The following is a 24,850-nucleotide window of genomic DNA, read 5'->3' as shown; positions in this document are numbered from 1 at the left end:
CTCGAACTCATTGTCAGTGGGGCCGCCTAGTGTTTCTCCCACTCGTCACGGTGCGTTGCTGCTGACGGGTTTCATCAGCGTGCCGCCGGTTCGGCGGCCGTCCGGAACAACGGGGAGAACAGCGCATGGGGTGGGTTCCGGCGGGCGACTACGAAGTCGCCCTGGAGGCAGGCAAGGTGGTCTGCCGCAACGGGAAGGGCCGGCGGCTGAAGTCCGTCCCGGCCAGCTTGAAGGACGACCCGGCGGTCGTCGGGCTCCGGCAGTTGACCGAGTGGCTGGAGCGGCACGACCGCAACTGCCTGACCGAAGTTGAGCAGTGGATGGTGCGTTCGCTGCCCGTCCCCACGGCCGTACTCGCCCGGGTCTGGCCGGACCCGGCGTGGCAGGCGGCCCTGCGGGACGTGGTGGTCACCGGCGCGGACGGCGGGGTCGCCGGGTTCCTTCGCGACGTCGACCCCGACCGCGGCCTCGGTCTCGTCGACCTGGAAGGCGACACGATCCGCATCACCCCGGATGTCGTCAGCGTGCCCCACCCCGTACTTCTCGACGACCTCGACGACCTGCGGGAGTTCGCGGTCGAACTGGGGGTGCAGCAGAGCGTGGAGCAGCTGTTCCGCGAGGTGTGGCGCCGCCCGCCAGGCCTCGCCCAGGACACCACCTCCGTGGACACCTACGCCGGCGGCGTGTTCAAGGAACTGCGCTTCCTGCACGGCCGCGTCACCCAGCTCGGGTACCGGTCGCGCGGCGGATACGCGGTCTGCCCGGTCGTCGAGGACGGCGTCACCGTCGAAGCCCGCATCTGGATCGGCGAGAACGACGGATACGGCGAGTACGACACCGAGACGGGCCCGCTGACCTGGGCCGACCCTGCGGGGCGCGCGCTGACGGCGGCCGAGGTCGGCCCTGTCGCGTGGTCCGAGGGCATGCGCATGGCGGCGGCGCTCTACGCCGGCCGCGATGTAGAGGACGAGGAGCGGGCGGCATGAGCACCACGACGACCAACACCAACACCAACACGAACACCAACACCAACACGACGGCCGTGGCGGTCCTCCCTGCCCAGGCCCGGGACGGGAGCACGCCCACCCCCGCCGCCGAGGCTCGCGCGGCAGCCCTGCTGGACGCGGGCGCGATTCTCCCGGCCGGCACCACCGACCGGGACGACGCCGACGCGCTGACCGCCCGCGCCTACACGCACACTGCCCTCGGCGACCGCCCCGTGGTCCGGCTCGTGCCCGGCACTCTCGGTGAAGCCGAGGACCTGGCCCTGGAGTTCCTCGGGCTGGCCAGGACCGCCGAGGCCCCCGTCGTGGGCCAAGTGCGCCGGGAGACACTGGGCTTCCCGGCCTGGGCGCTGGTCAACGACCCGGCCAACGGGCATCACGCCCTGGCCCTGGTCAAAGACATCGAGCGGCTGGGCCGACAGGCCAGGACCCGCGCCGGAGCGGCCAAGGACGGCTTCGACGCACTCGGCACCCGGCTCGGCCGGTCCGTGCCCCACTTCCTCCCCACCTACTACGAGCAGGTGGCACGCCTCTTCCTCCAGGCCGAGAACACCACCTACGCCGCCTCCTTCTTCGGCAAGGCCCGCGAGGCCGAGCGGGTGCACGGGCTGGTCGTGGACGAGGACCGGCAGCGGGCCGTCTTCCTGGAGTTCGCCTTCGCCGGCGCGCTGACCGTCAAGGCGCTGCGGCAGTATGTGCGCGACTTGGCGGCCCGACTCGCACCGGCGGACGCCTGGGCACAGTTCCGCCGTCTGCTGGTCGAGCGCTGCGCGGCCGGCATGCCGCCGTACGCGGCGCTGCCGCAGGACGTGCGCACGCTGGTCAAGACCGCCGGGCTGGACCGCGAGGCCGCGGAATGCGAGCTGGTGGCCGATCTGATCGGCTCCCCGGGAGTCGTCCGCGCCCCCGCCTCTTTCTGGGCGGCCTACCGCTCCGCGCTCATCACCCTCGCCCGACGGGACGCGGCCGTACGGGCCCGGCTCCTCGGCTTCTTCCCGGACACCTTCAGTGAGAACGACCGGGACACGGACGGCGAAGCGGGCTGGCTCGCCCTGCTGGCCGAGTCCGGCGCCGAGGACCTGCTGACCGCCCTCCCGGACCCCTCCGACCGCACTCCCGCCGACTCCGCCGACCCCGCCGCCCCGTCGGTCTCCCCGGCGGACTGGCTCGCCCGCTGGGAGGCACACCGCCGGCAGCACCGGGCCACCTCGGGACGCAGCCCGCAGACCCTCGACCTGGCCGCCCGGATGGCCGACCGGCTGCGCGTCGACGGGCGCCCCGTCGAGCTGTTCCAGGGCCGCTGGCAGCGCACCGCCGACCTGGACCTTCTCGACCTCTGCCTGGCCTCCGGCGTCCCCGTCGCCGAGCCGGCCGACCACCACACGGGCACCGCGCAATCCCCCGGTGTCCCGGTCGGCCCGTGGCTCACCGACACCGTGCCCGGCGCACGGGATCTCACCGCCGTCGCCGAACAGCCGTTCTTCCGCGCCCTTCTGAGCCGGAACGTCGGCGACCTCGGCGCCGGACGCGGCAAGCGGCTGGACGACGCCGGCCTGGCGAAGCTGGCGGCGCACCCGGTGCTCTCCGTCATCCTGCAGGAGTGGCTCACCGCTCGCGCCGAGGAGTACACGGCCGCGCGCGGGCTCCCCGGGCTGCACACCGCTTTCCAGAGGCTCTCGGCGTTCCGCGCAGTGGTCTCGGACGTCGCCCCAAAGGCCGTGCGACTCCTCAAGGGCCACGATGTCGTTCCGCTGCTCGCCGCCACCCTGCGCATCGGCGTCCTCGACGAACTGGGCTGGCCCGCGCTCGACGAGACCTACGCCGAACTGGCCGCCGAGGCCGCCGGGGCCGCTGCCGCGCGTCAGCGGCACCACCGGTCGGAGAGCGTCGGTGTCACCGGCGCCTGGCCCGCGCTGATCCTGAACACCCTCGAACGAGCCGTCGTCATCGGCCCGGAAGGCGTTCTGCTGCGGCACACCCTGCGGCTGCCCGCCACCGTCGACCACTGGCGGACGCTCGCCCTCCGTTACGTCGACGGGGAGTTGCTGGTCATCTGGTGGGAGGACGGCAAGCAGCGCGGCTACTGGTCGCACCGCCCCGCCGAGGTATTCAACGTCGGCGGTGAGCAGATCCCCCGCTGGGGCGGCTCAGGACCCTCGGACGAGGTCTGCCTGCCGCTGCCCGGCGGCGGCCGTGCCACCGGCGGCAAGGCCCTGCACGCGGGCGACACCTCCCTCCCGCCACAGCGCGCCGTCATCTCCGACGGCACCGGATTCTGGCGCGAAGGCCGCCAGGGCACACAGCGGGTGTGGCTGGAGTACGACCCGGCCGGTGGCACGCACGGCCGCGCGTCCCTCCCCGCCTTCCTCCGCTCCGGGGTACGGGACGGCACCCGGCTGCTCACCGAGCACTGCCAGGTGCTGCCCCTCCAGCCCGGTCTGGAGACCACCCCGTTCGGCACGGACGGCACGGTCCTCGGCCGCTGGGTCCGCCACACGGTCACCGAGCCCGGCACGGGCACCCCCGCCGGCGGGCACCGGATCGTCGCCGGCACCCCCGACGGCCACACGGTCACTCTGCCGCACCTGCTGCCCGACGGCGGCTCCCCGGTGCCGCTCGGCGCCCTCACCCTGCCCGGCGGATCACGGCCGGTCGCGGCCCTCCGCCACCGATCCGTCGAAGCGCACCCGGCGGACACGGACGGCACCGGTGGCAGCCTGTGGTCCGTCACCCCCGGCTCATCCGGGGGGAACGACGCGGCGGGCACCCCCTACGTGCCCCCCGTCTCCTACTGGCACGCCCTGCGCCCGAGGGACGAGCAGGGCTCCACCGCACTGCGGAACCTGACGAACTCCCGGGCGGGGGAGCTGCTCAAGGAGGTCGCCGCCGCGGTCGCCCGGCACCTGGAAGCGTTCAGGGCAGTCAAGGAGTACACCGGACCCTCGTCGCGGGAGCTGAGCCAGGAGGCCGTCGCCCGGGTGCTGCCCGAAGTGTCCGACGCACGCCTCCTCGCGGGCGTCACCGCACTCGTCCGCAACGCGGTGGACCGCGCTGCCGCAGTCGCCCAGTACCTGGAACCGCCCCGGCCCGTGCAGCCGGCCACCCCCCGCAACGCCGCTCGCACCCAGGGCATGTTCTTCGACCACGAGCCCGAGCACGCCGACGACACGACCCTGCGGAACGCCTCCGCATGGGGCTCCGAGCAGATGCACGGCGGCTGGTGGGGAGCCGGGAGCCGGTGGACCGCGATCCGGCAGATCCTCGCCGTCAACCATGTCCTCGGCGGCGAGCCCGCGTTCGGCCCACCCACGCCGTCGAAGGTCCCGTTCACCTCCGCGGACGGCTGGCAGCGGGACGAGTACACCGTGCCCGGCAACGCCCCGGCCTGGACCTCCCTCCTCGACAAGCTGCCCGAACTGGCCTACCGGGCCGCCTCGGCGACCACCTCGCCCGAGCACCGCGCCGGCCTCCTCGTACTGCTGGAAACCCTCGCCGCAGGCCCGCTGGCCGACCCGGCGGGCACCGTCCGGCAGGTGGTACTCGTCGAGCCGTTCGGCGCAGGGACACCCGGTACGGGACGCCACGAGGCCGTGCACCGCCTCGGCCAGGTGCTGCGCAGAGGCGCCCGTACCGTCGTGGTCATCGCCGACCGCGGCCGCAACGACCGCCACGACGCGGCACGCTGGCTTGCCCTGGACCACGATCCGACCGGCGCCTTCGGACCCGTTCCCGGCTTCACCCTGGACCGCGAGCGCGTCCACGGGCAGGGCATCGCCCGCGACCGGCTCACCCGGCTCACCGCTCTGGTACGGGAACAGGGCCCGGCACCCTGGCGTCCGGAGGCCGCCGAGGCCTTCCACACGGCCACCGGAATCGGACCCCTCCAGTCCACCGCCCTCCTGTCGGCAGCCGTCACGGAGCCCGGCGCCGAGGCGCTCGCCCTGCTCGGGGCGAAGACACGCGCCTTTGAAACGGCCCAGGCCAGGCTGGACGCACTGCCCCGCGACGACCGGCACGCCCTGCTCCAGGCACTGCTGCCCGCGGACCCGGCCGAGTGGTGGTCCACGGGCCCCGACGTCCGGGCCGCCGCCGAGGTCTGGCAGGAGCGCCTGGCCTCCCTCGTCCGCGTCCCCGAGGAACTGGACCTCGACCTGTCGGGCACCACCCCGGACGCCGTCGACCTGATCCTCAACACGGGCTCCCGGACCTGGCTCGCCCACGGCACCGACGTCCCGGACGGCACCGGTCGCCCGAGCCCGCGCCGGGTGGGAGCACGCGGTGCGCTCTCCTCGGCCCTGACCGCCCTGCGCACCCTCGCCTACACGCTGCCGTACGGGCACCCCCTGCGCGCACACCTGCCCGTCGGACTCGCGGCCCTGCGCGGTCGCCTCGCCGACCCGGAACTGGTGCTGGACCTCGGTCTGAACTGGACCGAGTCGGGGAACTCGATCGGCCCCGCGATCCGCGCCGCCCACGGGCTCCCCGAGTCCGGCGGCGCAGACGCCGACGGCCTGGTCAGGGCCGGCACGGCGCTGCTCCTCGCCCCCGGCCACGGCAGCAACGAGAAGCTGCTGATCCGCCCGGCGGGCCTGGCGGGTCCCGACGACCCGGCGTTCGGCCTCGTCGAGGGCACCGTCGGCCCTCACAGCACCGGCGACCTGCTCGCCCTGCGCGCACTGCTGGGCGAGGAGACCACCGCGTTGGCCGCGGCGGGCGCCCCCGACGGCTCACCGCAGTACCCGGCCCAGGACCCGACGCGTGCGGTACCGGATCTGATGGCCGAGGCCGCCGACGCTCTCGGCCTGAGCGCGGACGCCGCCGCCCTCTATCTGATGCTGCTCGCCCTGCCCGACCCGACGGACCGCAACTGCGTCCGCTGGACCGAGTGGAAGCCGGCCCGGGTCAAGAAGGCCCGGGCGGAACTCGCCGCCACCGACCTCGTCATGGAGGCGAAGCGCTCCCGCGCGGGCCGCACCCTGTTCCTGCCCTGCGGCTGGCTCGAACGCGGCGCCCCCGCACTGCCCCTGGAGACCTGGAAGGAACGCTTCTACCCCGAGGCGGGGCCCGGCCGGACCCTGCCCCACCTCCCCGTGCCCGCGCTGTTCGCAGCCGCCTGGGCACGGGTCCGCGGCGGCGATGCCCCCGCCTTCGAAGAGCTGGACACCCGCACACCCCGGAAGGGCCGCCGCCGATGACGAACGACACCACGACCACCATGGACAGCACCACCAAGGACAGCACCACTACGGGCGGTGTCCCCGGCCAGGCGACGGCGCCTGGGCAGGCGCCCCGCCAGGTCACGCCGCCCGAGGACCGGTACGCCACCGAGCTGACCTTCCTCGCCGCCCACGACTCCGGGCCCCGCCCGCCCGGCTGGCTGCTCACCCCGCGTGCCGTCGTCACCTTCGTGATGGGCAGTGCGGGCGAGGCACTGAGCCTGCCGAAGGGCGCCAGGCCCGGAGCCGGGGTGCCCCGCCGCCTGGTGATCGAGCAGAAGTTCGTCGGCGAACGCGCCCTGGTCGAACGGTGTGTGGTCACCCTCGCCGGAGAGCGCGGACTCCTCCTCGTGGGCGAACCGGGCACCGCCAAATCCATGCTCTCCGAGCTGCTGTCGGTGGCCGTTTGCGGTACCAGCGCGCTCACCGTGCAGGGCACCGCGGGCACCACCGAGGACCAGCTCAAGTACGGCTGGAACTACGCGCTGCTCCTCGCCCAGGGCCCCACCGAGCAGGCCCTGGTGCCCTCCCCGGTACTCACCGCCATGACCCGGGGGGCCGTCGCCCGCGTCGAGGAGGTCACCCGCTGCCTGCCGGAGGTCCAGGACGCCCTCGTGTCGCTGCTCTCCGAGCGGCGGATCGCGGTCCCCGAACTCGCGGGCGGCGAGGGCGCCCAGGTGCACGCGGCCCCCGGGTTCACCCTCATCGCCACCGCCAACCTGCGGGACAAGGGCGTCTCGGAGATGTCCGCCGCGCTGAAGCGGCGCTTCAACTTCGAGACCGTGGGCCCCATCGGGGACGTGGACGCCGAGACCGCGCTCGTCCGGCGCCAGTCGCGGGCCGCCGTCGAACGCGTGGGCGCCGCCTACCAGGTGGACGACGCGGTCCTCGAAGCCCTGGTCACCGCCTTCCGGGACCTGCGCGACGGCCGCTCGGCAGAGGGCTGGGAGGTCGAGCGTCCCTCCACGGTGATGAGCACGGCGGAGGCGGTCTCCGTGGCGGGCGCCCTGGGCCTGGCTGCCGCCTACTTCCCCGGCGACCGGGACGTGCTCTCCCTCCTGCCCGGCCATCTGCTCGGTGTCGTACGAAAGGACGACCCCGCCGACGCGGCACGGCTGCTGGGGTACTGGGACGGGCCGGTGCGCAGGCGCGCGGAGCAGGGATCGGCCACCTGGCGTGCCCTGTGGGACCTGCGCGCGGTGCTGGAGAACTGACGGATGAGCAAGCCGACCACCCCCGAGGCACTGTCCCCCACCGAGGCGCGGATCACCGCCGAGACACTGTCCCCCGCCGAGGTGCCGACCACCCCCGAGACGCGGATCACCGCCGATCTGTCGACCACCCCCGAGGCGCGGATCACCGCCGAAGTGTCGTCCACGGCCGAGGTGTTGCCCAGCGCCGGTGTGTCCGCCGCTTCCCCGGCGCGGGCCCCGGCGGACAGGCCCGTCACCCCGGAAGCCGCGGTGGCGGCCCTGGCGGCGACCGGACCCGGGCTGCCGTTCCTGGTCGGGGTGCGCCACCACGCGCCCTCGCTGGCGGCCGCCCTCCCGGCACTGCTGGACGCGGCCGCCCCCGACGTCCTCCTCGTCGAACTGCCCGCCGAGTTCCAGCCCTGGCTCGGCTGGCTCGCCCACGAGGAAACCGAGGCCCCGGTGGCGCTGGCCGCCGTGCCCGCCGACGGCGCCGGGGCCGGCTCGGCAGGCGAACGGGGGCCGGCCTTCTACCCGTTCGCGGACTTCTCTCCCGAACTGGTCGCCCTGCGCTGGGCGGAGAGCAACGGGGTCCCGGCCGTGGCCTGCGATCTGCCGCTGGCCGACCGGGCGTGGACGGGGGCCGGCCCGGACACCCCCGCCCCCGCCCCGGGCGCCGACTCCGCGTCCGCGCCGGGGGAGGGGCACGGGCTGTCCGCCGCGCTCCGGTCCCGGCTCACCGGCCGGGACGGCGACGACCTGTGGGACCGGCTGGTGGAGGCCCCCGCGCCAGGTTCGTCTCCCGAGGCGCTCCGCCGTGCCGCCCTGCTCACCGGCTGGGCGCTGCGTCACGAGGCCGAGGCACGGGGCGCGGTGCACGGTACGGACCTGGCACGCGAGGCCTGTATGCGCGGACATGTCGCCGAGGCCCTGGCGAGCGGGAGGCGGCCCGCCGTGGTGGTGGGAGCCTTCCACACCCCGGCGCTGCTGCCGTCCGCCGCCGGAACCGCCGGGGCCCCCGTACCGGACGTACCAGACGCACCGGACGCGACGGCCACCACGCCGGTACCGGACGCGTCCGCCGCCACGCCCGTACCGGACGCGGAAGGCCACGTGAACGGCGCTGCCGGGACGGCGACATGCACCGTCTCCCTGGTTCCGTACACGTACCCGCTGCTCGACTCGCGCTCCGGCTACCCGGCGGGCATCCGGGACCCGGAGTGGCAGCACACCGTCCTGGACGCCGCAGGGGACCCGGCCGCGCTGCACGAGGCGCTGATCCGCACCGCGGTCCGCGTCTGCGCCGCACTGCGGGAACAGGGCCACCCTTACGGCCCGGCGGACGGCCGAGAGGTCGTGCGGGTGGCCGGTGACCTGGCCCGCCTGCGCGACCTGCCCGCACCCGGCCGCGGTGAATTCCTGGAAGCCGTGCAGACGGTACTGGGACGCGGCGAGACCTACGGTACGGGCCGCGCCGTCGCGCGGGCCCTCGAACGCGTACTCGTCGGAGCCCGCGGCGGACGGCCCGCGCCCGCCGCGCCGCGCAGCGGACTGGGCCCCGCCGTCGAGGCCGAGACCGTGGCGCTCTCCCTCCCCGGTCCGCAGGACGCGTACGAGAAGACGCCGCGCGACCTCCGGCTCGACCCGGCGCGCTCCACCCTGGACCGGCGCCGCGAACTGCTGCTGCGCAGGCTGAAGGTGTGCGGCATCCCCTACGCGCAGGAGCAGGGGGTGACCGGCGCGGCGGGCACGGAAGGACTCACGACGCGCTGGCAGGTGCGGTGGACCCCGGCGACGGCAGCGATGCTCACCGCGGCCGGGGCCCGCGGCGTCACCCCGGCCCAGGCGGCCGAGGGCGTGCTTCGGCAGCGGCACGCGGACGAGCGGGCGGAGGGCGGACCGACGGCTGCCCAGGTCGTCGGCGGCCTCACGGAAGCCGCCGAGTGCGGGCTCCCCGGCCTGGCCGACGAACGGTTGACGGAACTGGCGGCCGTCCTGCCCGCAAGCGGTACCCTCCCCGAACTCCTCGCCGGGCTCGACCTGTTGGACCGTATCGACGCCGGCCACCTGCCGGGCCTGGCCGCGCCCGACAATCCCCCCTCCCCAGCCCCGGCGGCCCCCGCCCGTGCCACCCGTGCCGCCCGCACCGCGCACGCGGCCGAACTCCTGACCTCGGCCGCGGTACGCCAGGTCGACGGTCTGACCGGCTCCGAGGAGGCCGAGGACGCCAGGGCGCTGCTCGAACTGGCCCAGCGGGCCGACCGGGTGGGCGGCATCCGGCTCACCGACGCTCTCGCCCGGCTGGCCGCCGACGGCACCCCGCTGATCGCCGCGGCCGCCGGAGCGGTCAGGGTCCTCACGGGCCACGACGAGGCCGAGGCCTTCGGGGTGCGTGTCGCCTCCTGGGTGGACGGAGCCGTGGACAGCACCTCCCGGACCGCGCTCGCCGCCCGCCTCACCGGTGTCCTGACGGTGGCGGGCCCGCTCCTGACAGTCGGCGCCGGCGCCCTGGACCCGTTGCTGCACCGGGTAGTCGAGCTGGACGACACCGCGTTCCTGGCCCGGCTGCCGGCCCTGCGCGGTGGTTTCGACACCCTGAGCACGGCTGCCCGCGACCGGTTGTTGGACACCGTCGAGGAGCGGCTGGGTGAGCGGGTGGGCACCCTCGACGCGGACGACCCGGCGGAGCTGGCCCGCCGAACGGCCGCCGACCTCGCGGCCCGCGAGCTCCTGACCGGCCTCGGCCTGCCCGTCCCGCCATCCGTGCTGCCCGTCCCGCCACCCGTGCTGCCCGTCCCGCCACCCGTGCACGACGACCGGTTCCCACCGCCGTCCGGCCACCACCCCACCGCGACGCGCCCCACCGCCGCACCCTCCACCGGGGCGACCCCCGCGCGTACCCTCGCGCCCGCCGACCGGTGGCGGCTCGTGCTCGGCCGGCGCCCTGACCAACTGCCGTCCGGCGCCGCCCGCCTGGCTACCGCGCTGGACGAGCTCTACGGCGCGGGACACGGCGAGGGTTCCCGCGGCGGCCTGCCCGGCCCCGGCCACGGGGGCGGCAGGGAACCGTCGTTCCCCGGCGTCCGCGAGTGGTCCGAGGAACTGGCCGCGCTGTTCGGCCCCGGCATCCGTGAGGAGGTCCTCGCCGCCGCAGCTGTGACAGGTCGCCAGGACGTCCTCGCCGCACTCGACCCGGCGGCCTCCACCCCCTCCGTGGAACTCCTCCGGACGGTTCTGCGGTACGCCGGCGGCCTCCCCGAGGCCCGCCTCGCGGCGCTCCGGCCGCTGGTGCGGCACCTGGTCGACGAACTGACCCGGCAGCTCGCCACGCGGCTGCGACCTGCGCTCACCGGCACGACGCCGGCCCGGCCCACCCGCCGCCCCGGCGGCCGACTGGACCTGCCACGTACGCTGCGCGCCAACCTCGCCACCGCCCGCCGGACGGCCGACGGAAAGGTCCAGGTGATCCCCGAGAAGCCGGTCTTCCGCAGTCGCGCCCGGCGGTCGGCCGACTGGCGCCTGATCCTGGGCACCGATGTTTCCGGATCCATGGAGGCGTCCACGATCTGGTCCGCGCTGACCGCCTCTGTGCTCGCCGGGGTACCGACCCTGAGCACTCATTTCCTGGCGTTCTCCACGGAGGTCGTCGACCTCACCGGCCATGTGCACGATCCCCTCTCCCTCCTGCTGGAGGTGAGCGTGGGCGGGGGCACGCACATCGCCGCCGGGCTGCGGCACGCCCGCAGCCTGATCACGGTGCCCACCCGCACCCTCGTCGTCGTCATCAGCGACTTCGAGGAGGGCGCGCCGCTCGGCGGACTGCTGGCCGAGGTGCGGGCCCTGGTGACCACCGGCTGCCACGTCCTCGGGTGCGCGAGTCTCGACGACACCGGCCGGCCCCGCTACTCGACGGGCGTCGCCGGGCAGCTCGTGGCCGCCGGAATGCCCGTGGCGGCCCTCAGTCCACTCGAACTGGCCCGCTGGATAGGGGAGAAGACCGCATGACCACCGCCCAGTTGCCACCCGTCGCGCCGGAGGTCACCGCCACGCTGGTGGAGAACCTCTCGCCCCGGCTGCGCAAGCGGCTGGACGCGGCGGTCACCAAGCTCGGCACCCGCCCGACGCACCGCGCCGGGGACACGGTGACGATCGCGGTCGACGACGAGACCGAGTTGCGCCTGCACGCCCCGGGCGGCGTGGTGGCGACGGCGGACGCCATCACCTGCGGCTGCCTCCTCGCTCCGGCATGCGTCCACCGCGCGGCCGCCGCCTGTGCCGCCCCCACGGCGGACCCGGCGCCGGATCCCGACCCCGACCCCGACCCGGAGCCGGAGCGCGCCGTCCGGCCCACCGGGACGGCCCCCGAACAGGCCTCCGCCACGGAGCCCGCCCCCACCCCCGACTCCACCCCCGCCCCCCACTCCGCCCCCACCTCCGACGCCTCACCCGAGGTGGCGAGCCCCGCCGAGCGTGCCGCCGCCGACACCCTGTGGTCGGCGGGCGCCGCCGTGCTGGAGGCCGGCGTCGACGGGGCCGGTGCCGTCACCCAGTCGGCCCTCCTCCGTGCCGCGCACACCGCCCGGCTCCGGCACCTGCCGCGCGCCGCGGGTGCCGCACTGTCCGTCGTCACACTGCTGCGCGCGACCCGCGCAGGGGACCCGTCCTACCGCACCGCCGACCTCGTCACGGCCCTGGCCGAACTCCTGGGCACCGCACACCGGGTGAGGACGGCGTCCGGGGCGGAGCTGGCCGCCGTCAGAGGCCGTGCGCGCCGCCCGTACAGCCCGGACGGCTCGCTGCGCCTGTACGGCCTGTTCACCGAACCCGTGGTCACCGACTCGGGGCACGGCGGTGTCCGCACCTGGGTCGCCGGAGCCGACGGCCGCCTCTGCACGGTCGGCGACGTGGCACCGGGTGGCGTCGGACGCGCCCTGGGCGTGGCCGACCGGGCCGTGCGTCTGGGGGACAGTGCGCTCACCCATCGAGAGCTGGGCCGGGCCGGCCTGGCGGTCTCGGGGGCGACGGTCTCGCCGGACGGCAGACTGGGTGCGGGGAAGGGCGTCAAGGCCGTTACCGCGCGGGGCGCCGCGTGGACGGAGCTGCCGCTCACCGCCCTGTGGGAGACGCCACCGTCCGAACAGGCCGCCCGCGCCCTGCGATCCACCTCGCGCTACGCGCAGCCGGACGGCGGCGACAGCGATCTGCTCTTCCTGGACGTCGAACTCCTCGGCGCCGTAAGGGAGTCGGGCGGCACCTGCCTGCTCGCGCTGTGCGAGGGAGGCTTGCGCATCCGGCTCACCGTCGCCGACGACGACCCCGCGCTGGCCCACCGCGACAACCTGATGCTGCTGGCCACGGCGCCGGGTACCCGGCTGAGGATCATCGGCCGCCTGGTGCCCGCCCTCCACCCCCGGCTCGCCCTCCTCGCCTGCTCGCACCCCACCGGCGAGGGGACGATCGACCTGGGCTTCGACCGCCTGCGCCGGGCCGATCTCCCGGACCCGGCTGCTCCCGTGCACCCCGCCCCGCCACAGCCCGGGGGGTCGGGCGCGCACTCACCCCTGTACCTCCTGGAGCGCCGGGTCGAACAGACGGTCCTGGCGGGCCGCGCCGCCCTCGGCATGCTCGGCGACATCACCGCCGAGAGCCGCCGCATGCGCCGCGGGGGCCTTCCCACGGCTGCCGGACTCCTCACCGCCCTGTGCGCCTCGGCGGCCCAACGCGAGCGCGACCTCTTCGGCCGCCTCCTGCCTGCCGACACCGAAGGCTTCGCCACCTCCTGGCTCACCGCGGCCCGTTACACGGCCGCCGTGGCCGAGTCCCTGTGCGCGGCAACCTGGGAACCGACGCAGTAGGGCCGGGCCAGGCCCGGCCGTGGCACAAACCGTCAGCCGATGACCTGCTTCGTCCGCCGGGGACCGGGGGCCGGCCCCCGGCGGAACGGTCTACTTGGACTGCGTGGAGACGCTCACGCCGCTGAAGCTCTGCGCGGCGGCGAGGCTGAAGTAGACCCAGCCCGAGGGCGGGTTGTCGATGGTCAGGGTCTCGCTGTTGCCCGCGTTCGTGGACTTCGCCTGGTAGCTGCTGGTGGTGGCCCAGTTGCCGCCGCCGTAGTACAGGTCGGCGTTGCCGGAGCCGCCGCTGCTGGTGATGGTGATGGTCAGTTGCTTGACCCCGGCCGGCAGGTTGACGAAGTGGTAGCTGTAGCCGCCGGTGGCGGCGGCGAGGTTGTCGCGCCGGCAGTTCTTGTCGAACTGCCGGGGGTCGCTGAGGGTGCACAGCGGGGTGCCGGCCGAGGCTTCCGGCAGCGGGCCGCAGCCGTTGGTCGCGCAGGTGGTCGTCAGCCAGGTCGTGAAGTCGGCGTCGTAGCGGGTGCCGATGGTCTGCTTCAGGAAGGTGCGGGCGCCGTTCCAGTCACCGGCGCGGTACTTGGTGAGTACGGTCTCGATGTCGGCGGGGTGCGCCTGAAGCATGTAGCGGACCGCGAGGAAGCCCCAGCGGTAGACCCGGTTCGAGCTGACCGCGGGGTCCTCGTCCTGACCGTAGACGGTGTCGAACAGGTCGCTGAGCTTGTAGGTCTTCTTGGCGGCCTCGGCGATCGCGTCGGCGTTGCGCTCGCCCCGGTAGCCGAACGAGATGTTCTCGGCGATGCCCTCGACCCACCAGATGGTCGGCGTGGTCATGCCCGCGTCGAAGTCGCCGGCCATGTTGTACCGGCCGTCGAGGTAGTGGGTGTACTCGTGGTTGAGGTTCCAGATCTGGAATTGGGGGAGCAGCCACTGGGCTTCGTGGGCGATGAAGCGTGCCTGGTTGCCCGGGGTGGCCGGGTTGCCCTCCTCGTACATGCCGCCGTTGTCGACGTCGATGTTGTAGATGGCCCAGGCGTACAGCGAGTACTGGGTGTAGTCGTCGAAGACGACGACCTCCAGGTTGGTGTTCACGTCGCCGGGGATCGCACCCTTGTCGCCGATGACCCGGTGGAAGTAGGTGTCCTGGTTGACCAGGCTGGTGCAGGTGCCGGCCAACTGGCCGGGGGACATGTCCTGGGCGCGGATCTTCAGGCCCGGGGTGCAGGTGTGCTGGGTCGGCAGGATCGCCGGGAGCACGCGCTCACCCAGGTCGCAGATGGCGTAGGCCGCGCAGTTGTTCCTGTCGTACTGGCGTGTGTACCAGCCCAGGTTCATGGTGATCGGCGCGGTGGGGCCGACGTTCGGGTACCGGTTGATCAGGTCCCTCAGCAGCGGCCGGACCCGGTCCTTGAGCTCGGGGACGTCCAGGGCGTAACCGAGGAAGCGGCCGACGTTGCTCACGACGTCCAGACGGTTCAGCTGCGCGCCGTTGCGGGTGATGAAACCGGCCCAGGTGTTGAGGACGGCGGGGTCTGCCTTGAGGGCGGCCCGCCAGCCGCGGCCGTCGTTCTTGGCCTTGAAGCCGTTCTCGACGACCCACTCGACGTGCTGCATGGCGAGGTTCATCTGACCGGGCCAGGTGCCGTCGTAGCTGCCGAGCATCCACTTCACGACGCCGGCGTACCGGCCCGCCGTGTGGGAGCTGTCGATGAGCGTGACGACCTCGTTCAGGATTTCGCCGTTGGCGTCGGTGACGTCCTTGCTGCGCGGGGAGGCGAAGAAGGCGTCCAGCGCACCGAGCGTCGCACTGCTCAGCGCCGTGCCGTAGTCGCCCACGACGGCCGAGTTGTTCTCCTGCACGTAGTAGCCGGCGCGCAGGAACATCACCAGCTGCCCGATGGAGGTGTTGTTGCTGCCCGAGTACGTGGTGGAAGCGTCGCGCAGCGCCTGGGCGACGGTCACCATCTGGGGCTCGCGGAAGGCCTTCCGGGCGTTCTCCCCGGTGAGGTTGAACAGCGGGTAGGTACAGGTGATGTGTGGGAGGGCCTTGAGCTGCTGGACCAACATGCTGCCCGTGGCGTTGATGACGCCGGAGAGATCGCTGCACGCGTCCACGGTGGCCGAGGACCGCCGGCCGGGCTTGACGGGCTTGACGGCGGGCGCGGGCGCCGGGGCGGACTCCTCAACACTGTCCTGCGAGGAGATCCGGAAGCGGGAGCGGGTGCTCAGCGCATCGGGCGACCTGGGGACCGGGATCGACCGCGGCGCCGAGGCCGCGGTTTTACTTGCGTGCGCACCGACCGGGGCCGCGGCACCGACGGGGGCGGCCTGGCTCTGCGGAGTGAACAGTCCGAGCGTGAGGAAGACGGCTGCGCCGAGCGCGGGAAGTCTTCGTGCGCGGATCTTCGATATGTGGAAGGGACGCATCTGTGGGGGCCTCCGGGCCGTTGTGGCCACGTGCTGGGGACGCACGGGCAGCTAACACGTGATGTGTAAAATTTCACATGTCGCATTGTTCGGGAAGCCTTTCGGCCAGATTCGTCGGCCACCGTCTTGTTGTGGCTGGCTACGAGTGGGCGTGGGAGCGGGTGAGCAGGCCCTGACGGTCAGGGACGCGGTCGCTCAACTGACCTTCCTGCTGGCGGAGTTGAACAGAGCGGTCTGTTCCTCTGTCCGGGAAGCAGATCCGCGGGCCCTTCCACTGCCGGACCGCAGCCGTCGGGAAGGCGAGCCGCGCACTCCAGCCTCCTGCGAACTGAGGAAGGAGGTGGGGGACGTCGTCGGACCACGGGGCGTGAGTGCACCGGCCGAACTGCAGACTCCCGTGGCTGATCAGAGGAAAGAGGCTTCGCAAGCGCGGATTCGTGAGCCAGGGTGAGCTCGTCGACCTGGAGGAACGGCCCTCTGATGAGCAGTTCGGCGACCGAGGTTCCTGCCTGCCACGTGTGTGCCATGTTGACGACGGTCTGCAGCTCGGTGGTTCGGCCGTAGGCAGCATCTCCGACGCCGCTCCACCATGCTCCTGGGCCAGTGGTCAGATCTGCTCACCGCCTTGCACAGGGTCGCTCCGCCTGCGTCGGCGACGCGCGACCTGCGTGGGCGGTGCGAGGAGGCCTTCGCCGGGGTCGGCAGGCGACTGTCCGAGGCTGTCATCAGCACGCGGTTGAACGTCACCGCGTGGGGCAGGGCCGTCCAGCGGTGCGAGCGGTTGCTGGAGACGGAAGGGGTCACCGTGTTGCTCCACGGTGACTTGCACCTGGGCAACGTGCTCGACGGCGGCGCGGAGCGCGGTCTCATGGCCGTCGGCCCGAAGGCCTGTGTCGGTGATCCGTGCTTCGACGCCGTGGACTACGTACTGGCCGGCGCCGGGCAGGAGGGCGTCGACACCCGCTGCACGCGCGTGGCGGCAGCCTGCGGACCCGGTGACCACACCGACAGCCCTCAATACAGCGTTCGTATGTGAGGGAGACTCTGCCTTCGTAGGGAGACTCTGCCTTCGTCGGGAACGCGGGCGACTGCACGGGGTGGGGTGGGATCCGCCGCCCCCGGCCCCGGCCTCCGAGCCGGGTACCGCGGGCGGCGGCCGTTCACCGGCCCGAGCGGGCCCTGGGCTCAGCGCCAGGTCTGGTTGCGGTTACCGCTGCACGGGAGGGTCCGCAGCCCCCACTGGCTGTCGTCCAGGCACTCGCCCGTGGCCTGGCTCTTGAAGGTCAGCCTGTCACCGTTCCTGTACACGAACCAGCTCTGCTGGCGCGACGAGTTGCACGGCCGCGTGTCGAGCGTGGCACCGTCGTCGTAGAGGCACTCGCGGGTCGCGACGTTCTTGAGCTGTCGGGTGTTGTCCGCCCAGTTGTGCACGCTCCACTTCTGGAAGATGCCACCGTTGCAGGCGTATCCGCGCAGGCCGTACTCGCTGTCGTCGAGGCAGGAACCCGTGGCCATGTTCCCGTACGTCTCGACCGCGTCGGTCACCCCGAGGACGCCGGGAGCGGAACCTGCTTCGGCACGTGCGGCCGTCGCGGCTGTCGCGGCCGTCGGCTGCGCCGATACGGCTGTGGCGCCGCCGGAAAGTAATCCGGCTGCGGTCAGAAGCGCGAGGGATCCCCTGCGGAAGGAAGGCGAAAGCATGTCTCTTCTCCTCTTGTGATGCCACCGTGAGAACTCCGGCGGCTCTTCATCGATCGAGCCCGGCTGCAAGCCGGTGAACCGGCCGCTGATGTGCGGTGGTTCGTGGCTCCACTGAAGGCGGAGGAGTGTTGCGGCGGTGTAGGCGCTTTTCGATACGCCCGCGATACGTCTCGATACGCCCGCGATACGTCTCGATACGCCCCCGATACGTCCGAGCCCGGGACGTCACAAAACCGCGGCCGACCCGGCCGACGGGCAGGGTGCCGGCCGCCGTCCGCGGCGAGTTGTCCGCGAACTTTCCCGGGATTGTTCGCGATCGGTAACAGGCGCAGCCCTTTGCCGCCTTGTCCCGTCCTGCCATGTGGTTGCAAGGGTGACCGGGGGATCGGCGAGGAACTGCGCGAAAAGGGGCGGACATGGTACGACAGGACGGCGGGCGGAGCTGGTACGGCAAGGCGGTCGGGGCCGCGCTCGGGGTGACGATGCTCGCCACCGGCGTCTCGGTGTGGACCGCGCAGGCCAGTGCCGAGGGCAACTCGGCGCCGGGGGCGAACGCGCCGGCCACGCCGGGCAGCGCCGTCAAGCCGGTCGCAGTGACCATCGCGCACGCCTCGGATGCGGGGCCGCGCGGTGTCAACCTCACCATCGACGACGGCCCCGACCCCGTATGGACCCCTCAAGTGCTCGATCTGCTGCGGGAGTTCGGGGTGAAGGCCACGTTCTGCATGGTGGGGAAGCAGGCGCAGGCCCACCCGGATCTCGTGAAAAAGGTGGTCGCAGCCGGGCATCGGCTGTGTGACCACACGGTGTCGCACGACACCGCCATGGACAAGAAGTCCCCGACCTACCAGTCGCAGCAGATGCTCGACGCCGAGCGCATGATCACCGAGGCGTCCGGGGGCGTTCGGCCGATGTACTACCGGGCGCCCGGCGGGGCCTTCACCCCCTACAGCCGTACGCTCGCCGCCGGCCGGGGCATGCGCCCGCTGGGCTGGAACGTGGACACCAAGGACTTCGAACGTCCCGGTACGGACGCCATCGTCGCCACCGTCGAGCGGGAACTCCACAACGGCCCGACACTCCTCTTCCACGACGCGGGCGGCAATCGTACGCAGACCGTCGAAGCCCTGCGCCGGCTCCTGCCTCAACTGAAGAAGCAGGGCTACTCCTTCGGCTTCCCGGTGCACTGAGCCCGGCCCCGACCGCACGGAAGCAGCCGCACCTCCCGGGCGATCCTGTCTTTCCACCCGCCGTCAGGTTCAAGGCTCAGTGCTCGCAGAGGGAGAACTCCCGCTCGTAGAGCTGCTCGTTGTGCTCGGCGACGAAGAACTTGCGTTCCTGCATGAGCTGTTCGCGGTATGCCCTGGCCTGTTCCAGCGTCATGGTGGACGTGTCGGACCAGGGCTGCTGCGGCGGCACATCGGATGTCGAGACGATGCTTTGCGAAGGGTCGACCAGGAAGAACGCAAGGATCTTGCGATGCCCCGGCCGGGTCGGGTCCGCGAGGCGGAATGCCCCGACGCGGTGCTGCAGGACGTTCGGGAACGCCAGGCAGCGGCCCGCCGGGGTGGGGGCCGACCCCAGCACCTGGTTCAGGGGGTCTTCGTCGTCCAGACCGTAGACCTCACTCACCCCGTTGTTGTCATTCTGCTCGTAGTCCGGCTCGTCGAGTGCCGCCCGGAAGCTCAGCCGGCTCTCGGTGATGTTCTCGCTGTCCCAGTAGTAGATGCCGGTCGAGACGATCCGCTCGTTCAGCATCCCCTCGACGTGCCAGGAACCACCGGCGTACTCGGGCTTTTCCGGGGTGAGATGAATGGTGGCGAGTTTCGCGATGACCTGGAGACGGCGGCCGCGCAGGTCGACTCGCGCGGCGTCGTCGGGCAACGCGGGCGGGCTGAATTCCGGGGCGTCCGGGACTGCCGGAACGCGCTCCTGCCACCACTCGTCCATGGCGATTTCGTAGGCCCTGTAGGCCTCTTCGTAGCCGTCGTCGCCCTTCTCACCGTCGGGTTCGACGGGCTCGGTGCCGTCGTACCACGAGTAGGGATCGGCCTTGATCCGCAGCGGCCGGGGATCGTTCAGGTCCGTGAGCACATTCTCGAAGAGGGGGCGCATACGGCCGAACAGGTCGGGCAGGACGGCGGCGAGTTCGTGGTGATCAACGGGGTGGACATTGTTGACGTACGAGCGGAAGGCGATTTCGCCGTCCTCTCCGACCTCGACATCCGTGGGCAGCCACTGGAACTTGTCGGAGAACTCGTACTGCGTCCACCTGGTCGTCTCCGGGTGCTGCCAGGCCCGCTCGGGCCCGCCGCTCACCTCTCGTACGTTGCAGAACAGTGAGGGGTGCACCAGGTCCAGCACCTGGCCGTCGGATCCCGGGTGCCAGTCCTTGTCCGCTTCGGGGACCTCCTCCAGAACCCGGACCGCCTCGCGCAGTCGGGACCTTAGCCCGTCGTCGACCAGCGTGTCCGACTGCCACACCCCGTCCACGGCGGACACCTCGATGCCGCTCTGCTCGCTCCTCAGCCCGGCGTAGTGCGCGAGTTCGGCCAGCACATAGCGAACCTGTGCATCGGTGAGGCCCTGGTCAGTCGCTTCCCTCGCCCATCTGGCGACGATCTCCGCGTCGTTCATCTTGGCGAACCACTCCGGCTTGGACCGTATGTGGGCGCTGCACTGCATCATTTCGAGCTCCCGCAGTGTCCGGGGCCGCGCGGACGAGGCGGTGCGGGAAGCGGCAAAGGGCAGTGGGAACGGGGACAGCGCAGTCAACTCTCTCGGTCCTTCCAGGTGGTGTGCGATGGCGTGGGGAAGGCTACTTCAGGGGACTGACAACGACTCTGCGCCGGTGTCGGAGCCACGTGGGGGAACCTGGGGCCCGGCGCGAGCGGCCGAAGTCAACTTCCTTCCCCGTTGCGCGAGTTGGCCCCCAGGTGCGGCCTCGGGCTTACGTCGCGTACTGTCCGGGGGATCATGCAGGTGGGCCGGCCCCCGGGAGCGGGGCCTGCCCGAGCCGGCCGCGACCGCACCCCGGAGGACATGATGCCCAGGCCCGAGCTCGTCAAGATCGATCAGCACACCCGGCTCAGTCTCGCCCTGGCCAAGGCCGGCGACTACGAGCCCGCCATCCGGCTGGGCCGCGAGGCGATGTGGCTCGCCCGCCGGGAACTGGTCGCCGACGACGGCGTGGACACCCGCCTGGCCCTGGCCGCCTCCCTGCACAACCTGGCCCTCGTGACGTCCTGGCACGGACTCCACGAAGAGGCTCTGCGCGCCGCCGACGAGGCCGTCGGCTTCTTCCGCGACATCGCCGCCGAGGAACCGGACCTCGGCCGCCCACGCCTCGCCGACTCCCTCGACAGCCTCGGCACCCGGCTCGCCGACCTGGGCAGGCCCGAGGACGCGCTCCCGCTGTCCAGGGAAGCGGTGGCACTCTTCCGCGGCCTCGACCCCACCGGGCACCACCGCGCGGAGCTCGCCCGGTGCCTCCACAACATGGCCGTACGCCTGACCGACACCGGCCGCCACGAGGAGGCCTTCGCCGCCCTCACCGAGGCCCTCGACATCCACCGCACCTCCGTCGAGGCCCTCGACATCCACCGCACCTCCGTCGAGGCCCTCGACATCCACCGCACCTCCGTCGAGGCCCTCGACATCCACCGCACCTCCGTCCCCGACGGGCCCGCCGACCACCGCGAGGTCCACCTCCACATAGTGGCCAGGCTCGCCAAGTGCCACGCCGCACTCGGCAACGACACCGTGGTCCCCCTGCTCGCCCTCGAATCCGTCCAGCTCGTGACGCTGCTTCCCGCGGACCACCGAGCCCGCCAGTCGGCCGAACTCCTCGACCACTGGCGCTACCTCGCCCGCCACCTCGCCCGGACCGGCTACCGCACGGAGGCCCGGCAGGTAAAGACCGCGGCCAGACGCCTGCGTTGGCAGCCGCACCACGCAGAGGTCCACCAGCACGAGACCCCGGCGGGCTAGCTGCGTCGGGCCGACGGCCCCGGCGGCGTGGAATTCCCGGCTGTACACGCGAGTTGAGGGCGACATGGCGCAAGCAGCGGCGCCCCGATCCCTGCGGCCACCGGCGGACGTGTGGTGCCGCCGACGCTCATCCGCCCGTCGCCGTCCGCTCGTCCACCTGCCCCCGTCCGCCCGTCCACCTGCCCCCGGCGCCCGTCCGCCCGCCGCCGGTGTGCCATGGGGGCGCCCCCTTCCTTCGCCCGTAGTTCACCCGCCTTCGCCCGTAGTTCACCCGGCCGTTCCGGAGTGCAGAAATCCTCTTAGTGGTGCGCCCCGGATCACGGATCGCTGCCGTCCGCACGAAGGAGAGCCGGTCCCCATGTCCCACCCCGTGCCCGAATGGGCCGACCCCCAGGTGCCCGCGGAGTCGCTCGATCCGCAAGGGCTCAGCCGCCGAGGGCTGATGCGCCGCGCCGGACTGTTCGGCGCGGCCTTCGCCGCCGCCTCGTTGCCCTCGCCCGCGCTGGCCGACGGACGGGTGCACCGGCCCCAGGAGCACGGCCACGGAGGAGGGCACGAGCACGCCCCCGACCTGGTCTACCTGGTCGGGGACCACCACAACCACACCGTCTACAGCCACGACGCCAAGTACACGTTCTCCCAACTGGCCAAGGCAGGAGAGAAGTTCGGCCTCGACTGGATGGTCTTCACCGAGCACAGCAATGTCGGCCACGCCGAGTTCGGCGCCGCGCGTGAACACCGTGAGATCCTGCGGGCCCGCGCGGAGAACAGGCGCATGCTGATTTTCCAGGGCCTTGAGTGGTACGTCCCCGGCGCCGAGCACTGCACCGTCTTCTCACCGCCCGGCCGGCACGAGGTCGATCTGCTCACCCGCTTCGAGGACGCCTTCGACGGCAAGCTGCTCGGCTACACGGCCGGCGCCCCGACGCACCCCGACACCCCGCGCAACGAGGCGCACGCGATCAAGGCCCTCAAGTGGCTGGCCGAACAGCGTCGCACCCGGTACGTCGACGATGTCCTCGTCCTCGCCAACCACCCCATGCGGCTCGGCATCGACTCACCGCACGAGATACGCGGCTGGCGCGACGCCGCACCCGAGATCATGATCGGCATGGAGGGCGCTCCCGGCGCCCAGGCCGGCGCGATCCCGGGCTGGCATCCGGCCACCAACGTCCGCGGCGAGTACACGAACTCACCCTCCGCCGACTCCTGGCCCGGCTACCCCCGGGGTGCGTACGTCACCTACGGCGGCTTCGACTGGGCGACCGCGACCGTCGGCGGCCTGTGGGACGCGATGCTCGCGGAGGGCAAGCTCTTCACCATCACCTCCAACTCCGACGTCCACCGCGTCGCCCAGGACACCTGGGTCAACGGAGCCTGGCCCCCCGGACAGGACTTCGACAGCACCGGCCGCCTCCCCGACCCGTACCACACCACCGAACCGCAGCCCGGCGGCGACTTCTGGCCCGGCCAGTTCAGCCGTACGCACGTGGGCGTCACCCGGTACGGCTACCGGAACGTGATGGCGGGGCTGCGAGCAGGCCGGGTCTGGGTCGACCACGGCCATCTCGTCGACGGCATCGACGTCAAGGTGCGCGGCGAGCACGGCAACAGCGCCACCCTCGGCGGCCGGCTGCGCGCCCGGCGCGGCGAGCGGCTCACCCTCACCGTCACGGTGACCGCGGCGTCCCGCCGGAATCCGTACGGTGTGCTGCCGCGCCTGGAACACGTCGACGTCATCCGCGGCGCGGTGCACGGCCCGGCCGCCGACCGTGACGACTGGCACGCCCCGGACACCAGGGTCGCCCACACCGCCGACGTGTCGGGCCGCCGCGGCACGTACACCCTGCGCATCCCGCTCGGGCGGGTGGACGAATCGTTCTACGTACGGCTGCGCGGCAGCGACGGCAAGCGCCACGGAACGGGCTTCCTCGGCGCGGCGACCGACCCCCACGGCCCCCTGCCGCACGAGCCGGGCAAGGGCAACCCGTGGCTCGACACCTGGTTCTACACCAACCCGGTCTTCGTGGACGCCGTGCGCTGAGCCGGCCGTCGGCCGGGCCGCAGACAAGGCCGGTCAGGACGGCCCGAAGACTGCCGGCCCGGGGCGAAGAGGACGCGGTTCGGTGTCAGTGGCTGCTGCGGGTGCGGGGGGCTTGGTACTGCGCGTCGGTGCCGTGCTCAAGCCAGGTGGTCTCCGGGCGGTCGTCATCCGGGGCGGTGGCGTCCCACAGCGCGAGGTGCTGCATGAAGCGGTCCTCGGTGGCGCCGTGCCAGTGCTCCTCGCCGGGCGGGCAGGTGACGGTCTCATCGGGGTGGGCGGCGTAGACGGTGCCGTCACGGGTGCCGATCAGAGCGGTGCCGGCGACAACGTGCAGGGCCTGGCCGACGGCGTGGCGGTGCCAGGCGGTGCGGGCGCCGGGGGCGAAGCGCACCATGTTGACACGGATGCGGGACGGCTCCTGGCCCGCGTGGACGACGTCGAGCCAGACGTCTCCGTTGAACCAGTCCTCGGGGCCCTTGCCGGTGGGCTGCGGCTTGACGAATTCATGGCGTGCTCCTTCGTACGGATCGGATGCCGGGGGGGCGGCAGGAGTCAGGCGGCGTCAGCGTGGGCGAGGCCGGTGCCCAGGGTGCGGGAGGCGGTGGCCTGGGCGGTGATCCCCGCGCCCTTGGCCTCGGCGGTGGGGATGGCGTCGTAGCCGGCGACGAACCGCAGCGGCGGGGTGTCCAGTTCGATGACCCTCAGCAGTGCGTCGGCGAGCTTGGCCGGGTGGACGGCCTGCTGCCCGTTCATCGACTGCCACATCGCCTTGGTGGTCTTCGTGCGCTCGGCGTAGTCGTCGACGGACAGTTCCGCCCAGCTGGTGGAGGAGTCCACGAGCAGCTCGGTGCGGAAGAAGCCGGGCTCGACGATGGTGGTGCGGATGCCGTACGGCTCGACGTCGTAGCGCAGGGACTCCATCCAACCCTCGATACCGAACTTGGAAGCGGCGTAGGCGACGCAGAACTCCTGGCCGACCAGCCCGGCGATCGAGGAGACGGTGACGATGTGACCGGCGCGCTGCTCGCGCATGACGGGCAGGACGGCGCGGGTGATGTTCATCGGGCCGAACAGGTTCGTCTCCATCTGCGCGCGCATCTGCGCATCGGAGATCTCCTCGAAGTAGCCGGCCTGGAACGTGGCAGCGTTGTTGATCAGCACGTCGATACGGCCGAACCGGGTCACGGCGGCGTCGACAGCGGCCTGGGTGGCGTGGGTGCTGGTGATGTCGAGGGCGGTGACCAGCAGGTTTTCGTACTCACCGCCCAGCGCCTTGAGTACGTTTTCGGGGCGGCAGCCGGTGGCGGCGACCTGGTGGCCGGCGGTCAGGGCCTGGCGGGCGATGTCGGTGCCCAGGCCGCAACCCGCACCGGTGACAAAGATGACCTTGCTCATGAGAAGGGGATGCTCCTGCGTAAAGAGGGGGAGC

General features: G+C 72.6%; 15 protein-coding genes. 9 read left to right on the top strand and 6 right to left on the bottom strand.

Annotation, left to right across the window (positions count from 1 at the left end):
- Positions 1-125: 125 nt before the first annotated feature.
- From AB0D18_RS21865 to AB0D18_RS21845, 5 genes are read left to right on the top strand one after another with little or no spacing between them, the layout of a single operon-like run.
- Positions 126-986, top strand: coding sequence for a DUF4132 domain-containing protein (locus AB0D18_RS21865; protein WP_362420917.1), 861 nt, complete (start codon positions 126-128; stop codon positions 984-986).
- On the top strand, positions 983-6,199 hold the full coding sequence (locus tag AB0D18_RS21860; RefSeq protein ID WP_362420914.1) for a hypothetical protein: 5,217 nt from the start codon (positions 983-985) through the stop codon (positions 6,197-6,199). The genes AB0D18_RS21865 and AB0D18_RS21860 overlap by 4 nt, the downstream gene beginning before the upstream one ends.
- Positions 6,196-7,434: an AAA family ATPase gene (locus tag AB0D18_RS21855; RefSeq protein ID WP_362420911.1), complete on the top strand. Its 1,239-nt coding sequence runs from the start codon at positions 6,196-6,198 to the stop codon at positions 7,432-7,434. Before AB0D18_RS21860 ends, AB0D18_RS21855 begins: the two co-directional genes overlap by 4 nt.
- A 3-nt stretch (positions 7,435-7,437) precedes the next feature.
- Positions 7,438-11,415 carry a DUF5682 family protein gene (locus AB0D18_RS21850; RefSeq protein ID WP_362420908.1) on the top strand — a complete coding sequence of 1,326 codons (3,978 nt, stop codon included), beginning with the start codon at positions 7,438-7,440 and terminating at the stop codon, positions 11,413-11,415.
- Positions 11,412-13,265: a hypothetical protein gene (locus tag AB0D18_RS21845; RefSeq protein WP_362420906.1), complete on the top strand. Its 1,854-nt coding sequence runs from the start codon at positions 11,412-11,414 to the stop codon at positions 13,263-13,265. Before AB0D18_RS21850 ends, AB0D18_RS21845 begins: the two co-directional genes overlap by 4 nt.
- A gap of 90 nt (positions 13,266-13,355) precedes the next feature.
- Here the strand turns inward: AB0D18_RS21845 and AB0D18_RS21840 are convergent, their stop codons facing one another.
- Together AB0D18_RS21840 and AB0D18_RS21835 are read right to left on the bottom strand one after the other, a co-directional pair.
- A complete protein-coding gene (locus AB0D18_RS21840; RefSeq protein WP_362420903.1) occupies positions 13,356-15,686 on the bottom strand; it encodes a collagenase in 2,331 nt (776 codons plus the stop codon).
- 139 nt (positions 15,687-15,825) lie between these two features.
- Positions 15,826-16,257: a DUF6193 family natural product biosynthesis protein gene (locus tag AB0D18_RS21835; protein ID WP_362420900.1), complete on the bottom strand. Its 432-nt coding sequence runs from the start codon at positions 16,255-16,257 to the stop codon at positions 15,826-15,828.
- Between the two features lie 54 nt (positions 16,258-16,311).
- Here AB0D18_RS21835 and AB0D18_RS21830 point away from each other — a divergent pair, with 54 nt between their 5' ends.
- Positions 16,312-16,722: an aminoglycoside phosphotransferase family protein gene (locus AB0D18_RS21830; RefSeq protein WP_362420897.1), complete on the top strand. Its 411-nt coding sequence runs from the start codon at positions 16,312-16,314 to the stop codon at positions 16,720-16,722.
- A gap of 149 nt (positions 16,723-16,871) precedes the next feature.
- Here AB0D18_RS21830 and AB0D18_RS21825 read toward each other — a convergent pair whose 3' ends face one another.
- A complete protein-coding gene (locus tag AB0D18_RS21825) occupies positions 16,872-17,387 on the bottom strand; it encodes an RICIN domain-containing protein (RefSeq protein WP_362420894.1) in 516 nt (171 codons plus the stop codon).
- 416 nt (positions 17,388-17,803) lie between these two features.
- Here AB0D18_RS21825 and AB0D18_RS21820 point away from each other — a divergent pair, with 416 nt between their 5' ends.
- Positions 17,804-18,577: a polysaccharide deacetylase family protein gene (locus AB0D18_RS21820; protein ID WP_362420891.1), complete on the top strand. Its 774-nt coding sequence runs from the start codon at positions 17,804-17,806 to the stop codon at positions 18,575-18,577.
- Between the two features lie 76 nt (positions 18,578-18,653).
- On the opposite strand, the gene AB0D18_RS21815 is transcribed toward AB0D18_RS21820, so the two are convergent.
- Positions 18,654-20,162: a DUF4246 domain-containing protein gene (locus AB0D18_RS21815; protein WP_362420888.1), complete on the bottom strand. Its 1,509-nt coding sequence runs from the start codon at positions 20,160-20,162 to the stop codon at positions 18,654-18,656.
- A gap of 267 nt (positions 20,163-20,429) precedes the next feature.
- Here AB0D18_RS21815 and AB0D18_RS21810 point away from each other — a divergent pair, with 267 nt between their 5' ends.
- Both AB0D18_RS21810 and AB0D18_RS21805 read left to right on the top strand, forming a co-directional pair.
- Positions 20,430-21,377, top strand: a complete 948-nt coding sequence (locus AB0D18_RS21810) for a tetratricopeptide repeat protein (protein ID WP_362420885.1) — start codon at positions 20,430-20,432, stop codon at positions 21,375-21,377.
- A 358-nt stretch (positions 21,378-21,735) separates the two neighbouring features.
- On the top strand, positions 21,736-23,421 hold the full coding sequence (locus tag AB0D18_RS21805; protein WP_362420883.1) for a PHP domain-containing protein: 1,686 nt from the start codon (positions 21,736-21,738) through the stop codon (positions 23,419-23,421).
- An 85-nt stretch (positions 23,422-23,506) separates the two neighbouring features.
- Here the strand turns inward: AB0D18_RS21805 and AB0D18_RS21800 are convergent, their stop codons facing one another.
- Both AB0D18_RS21800 and AB0D18_RS21795 read right to left on the bottom strand, forming a co-directional pair.
- Positions 23,507-23,977 (bottom strand): cupin domain-containing protein, encoded by a 471-nt coding sequence (locus AB0D18_RS21800; RefSeq protein WP_362421148.1) that lies wholly within the window; start codon positions 23,975-23,977, stop codon positions 23,507-23,509.
- Positions 23,974-24,816 (bottom strand): SDR family oxidoreductase, encoded by an 843-nt coding sequence (locus tag AB0D18_RS21795; RefSeq protein ID WP_362420880.1) that lies wholly within the window; start codon positions 24,814-24,816, stop codon positions 23,974-23,976. The genes AB0D18_RS21800 and AB0D18_RS21795 overlap by 4 nt, the downstream gene beginning before the upstream one ends.
- Positions 24,817-24,850: the final 34 nt, after the last annotated feature.

Source organism: Streptomyces sp. NPDC048442 (assembly GCF_040651475.1).
Lineage (GTDB): Bacteria > Actinomycetota > Actinomycetes > Streptomycetales > Streptomycetaceae > Streptomyces.
Note: the sequence above shows the minus strand (reverse complement) of the source record. Positions and strands in the feature narration are given on the sequence as shown.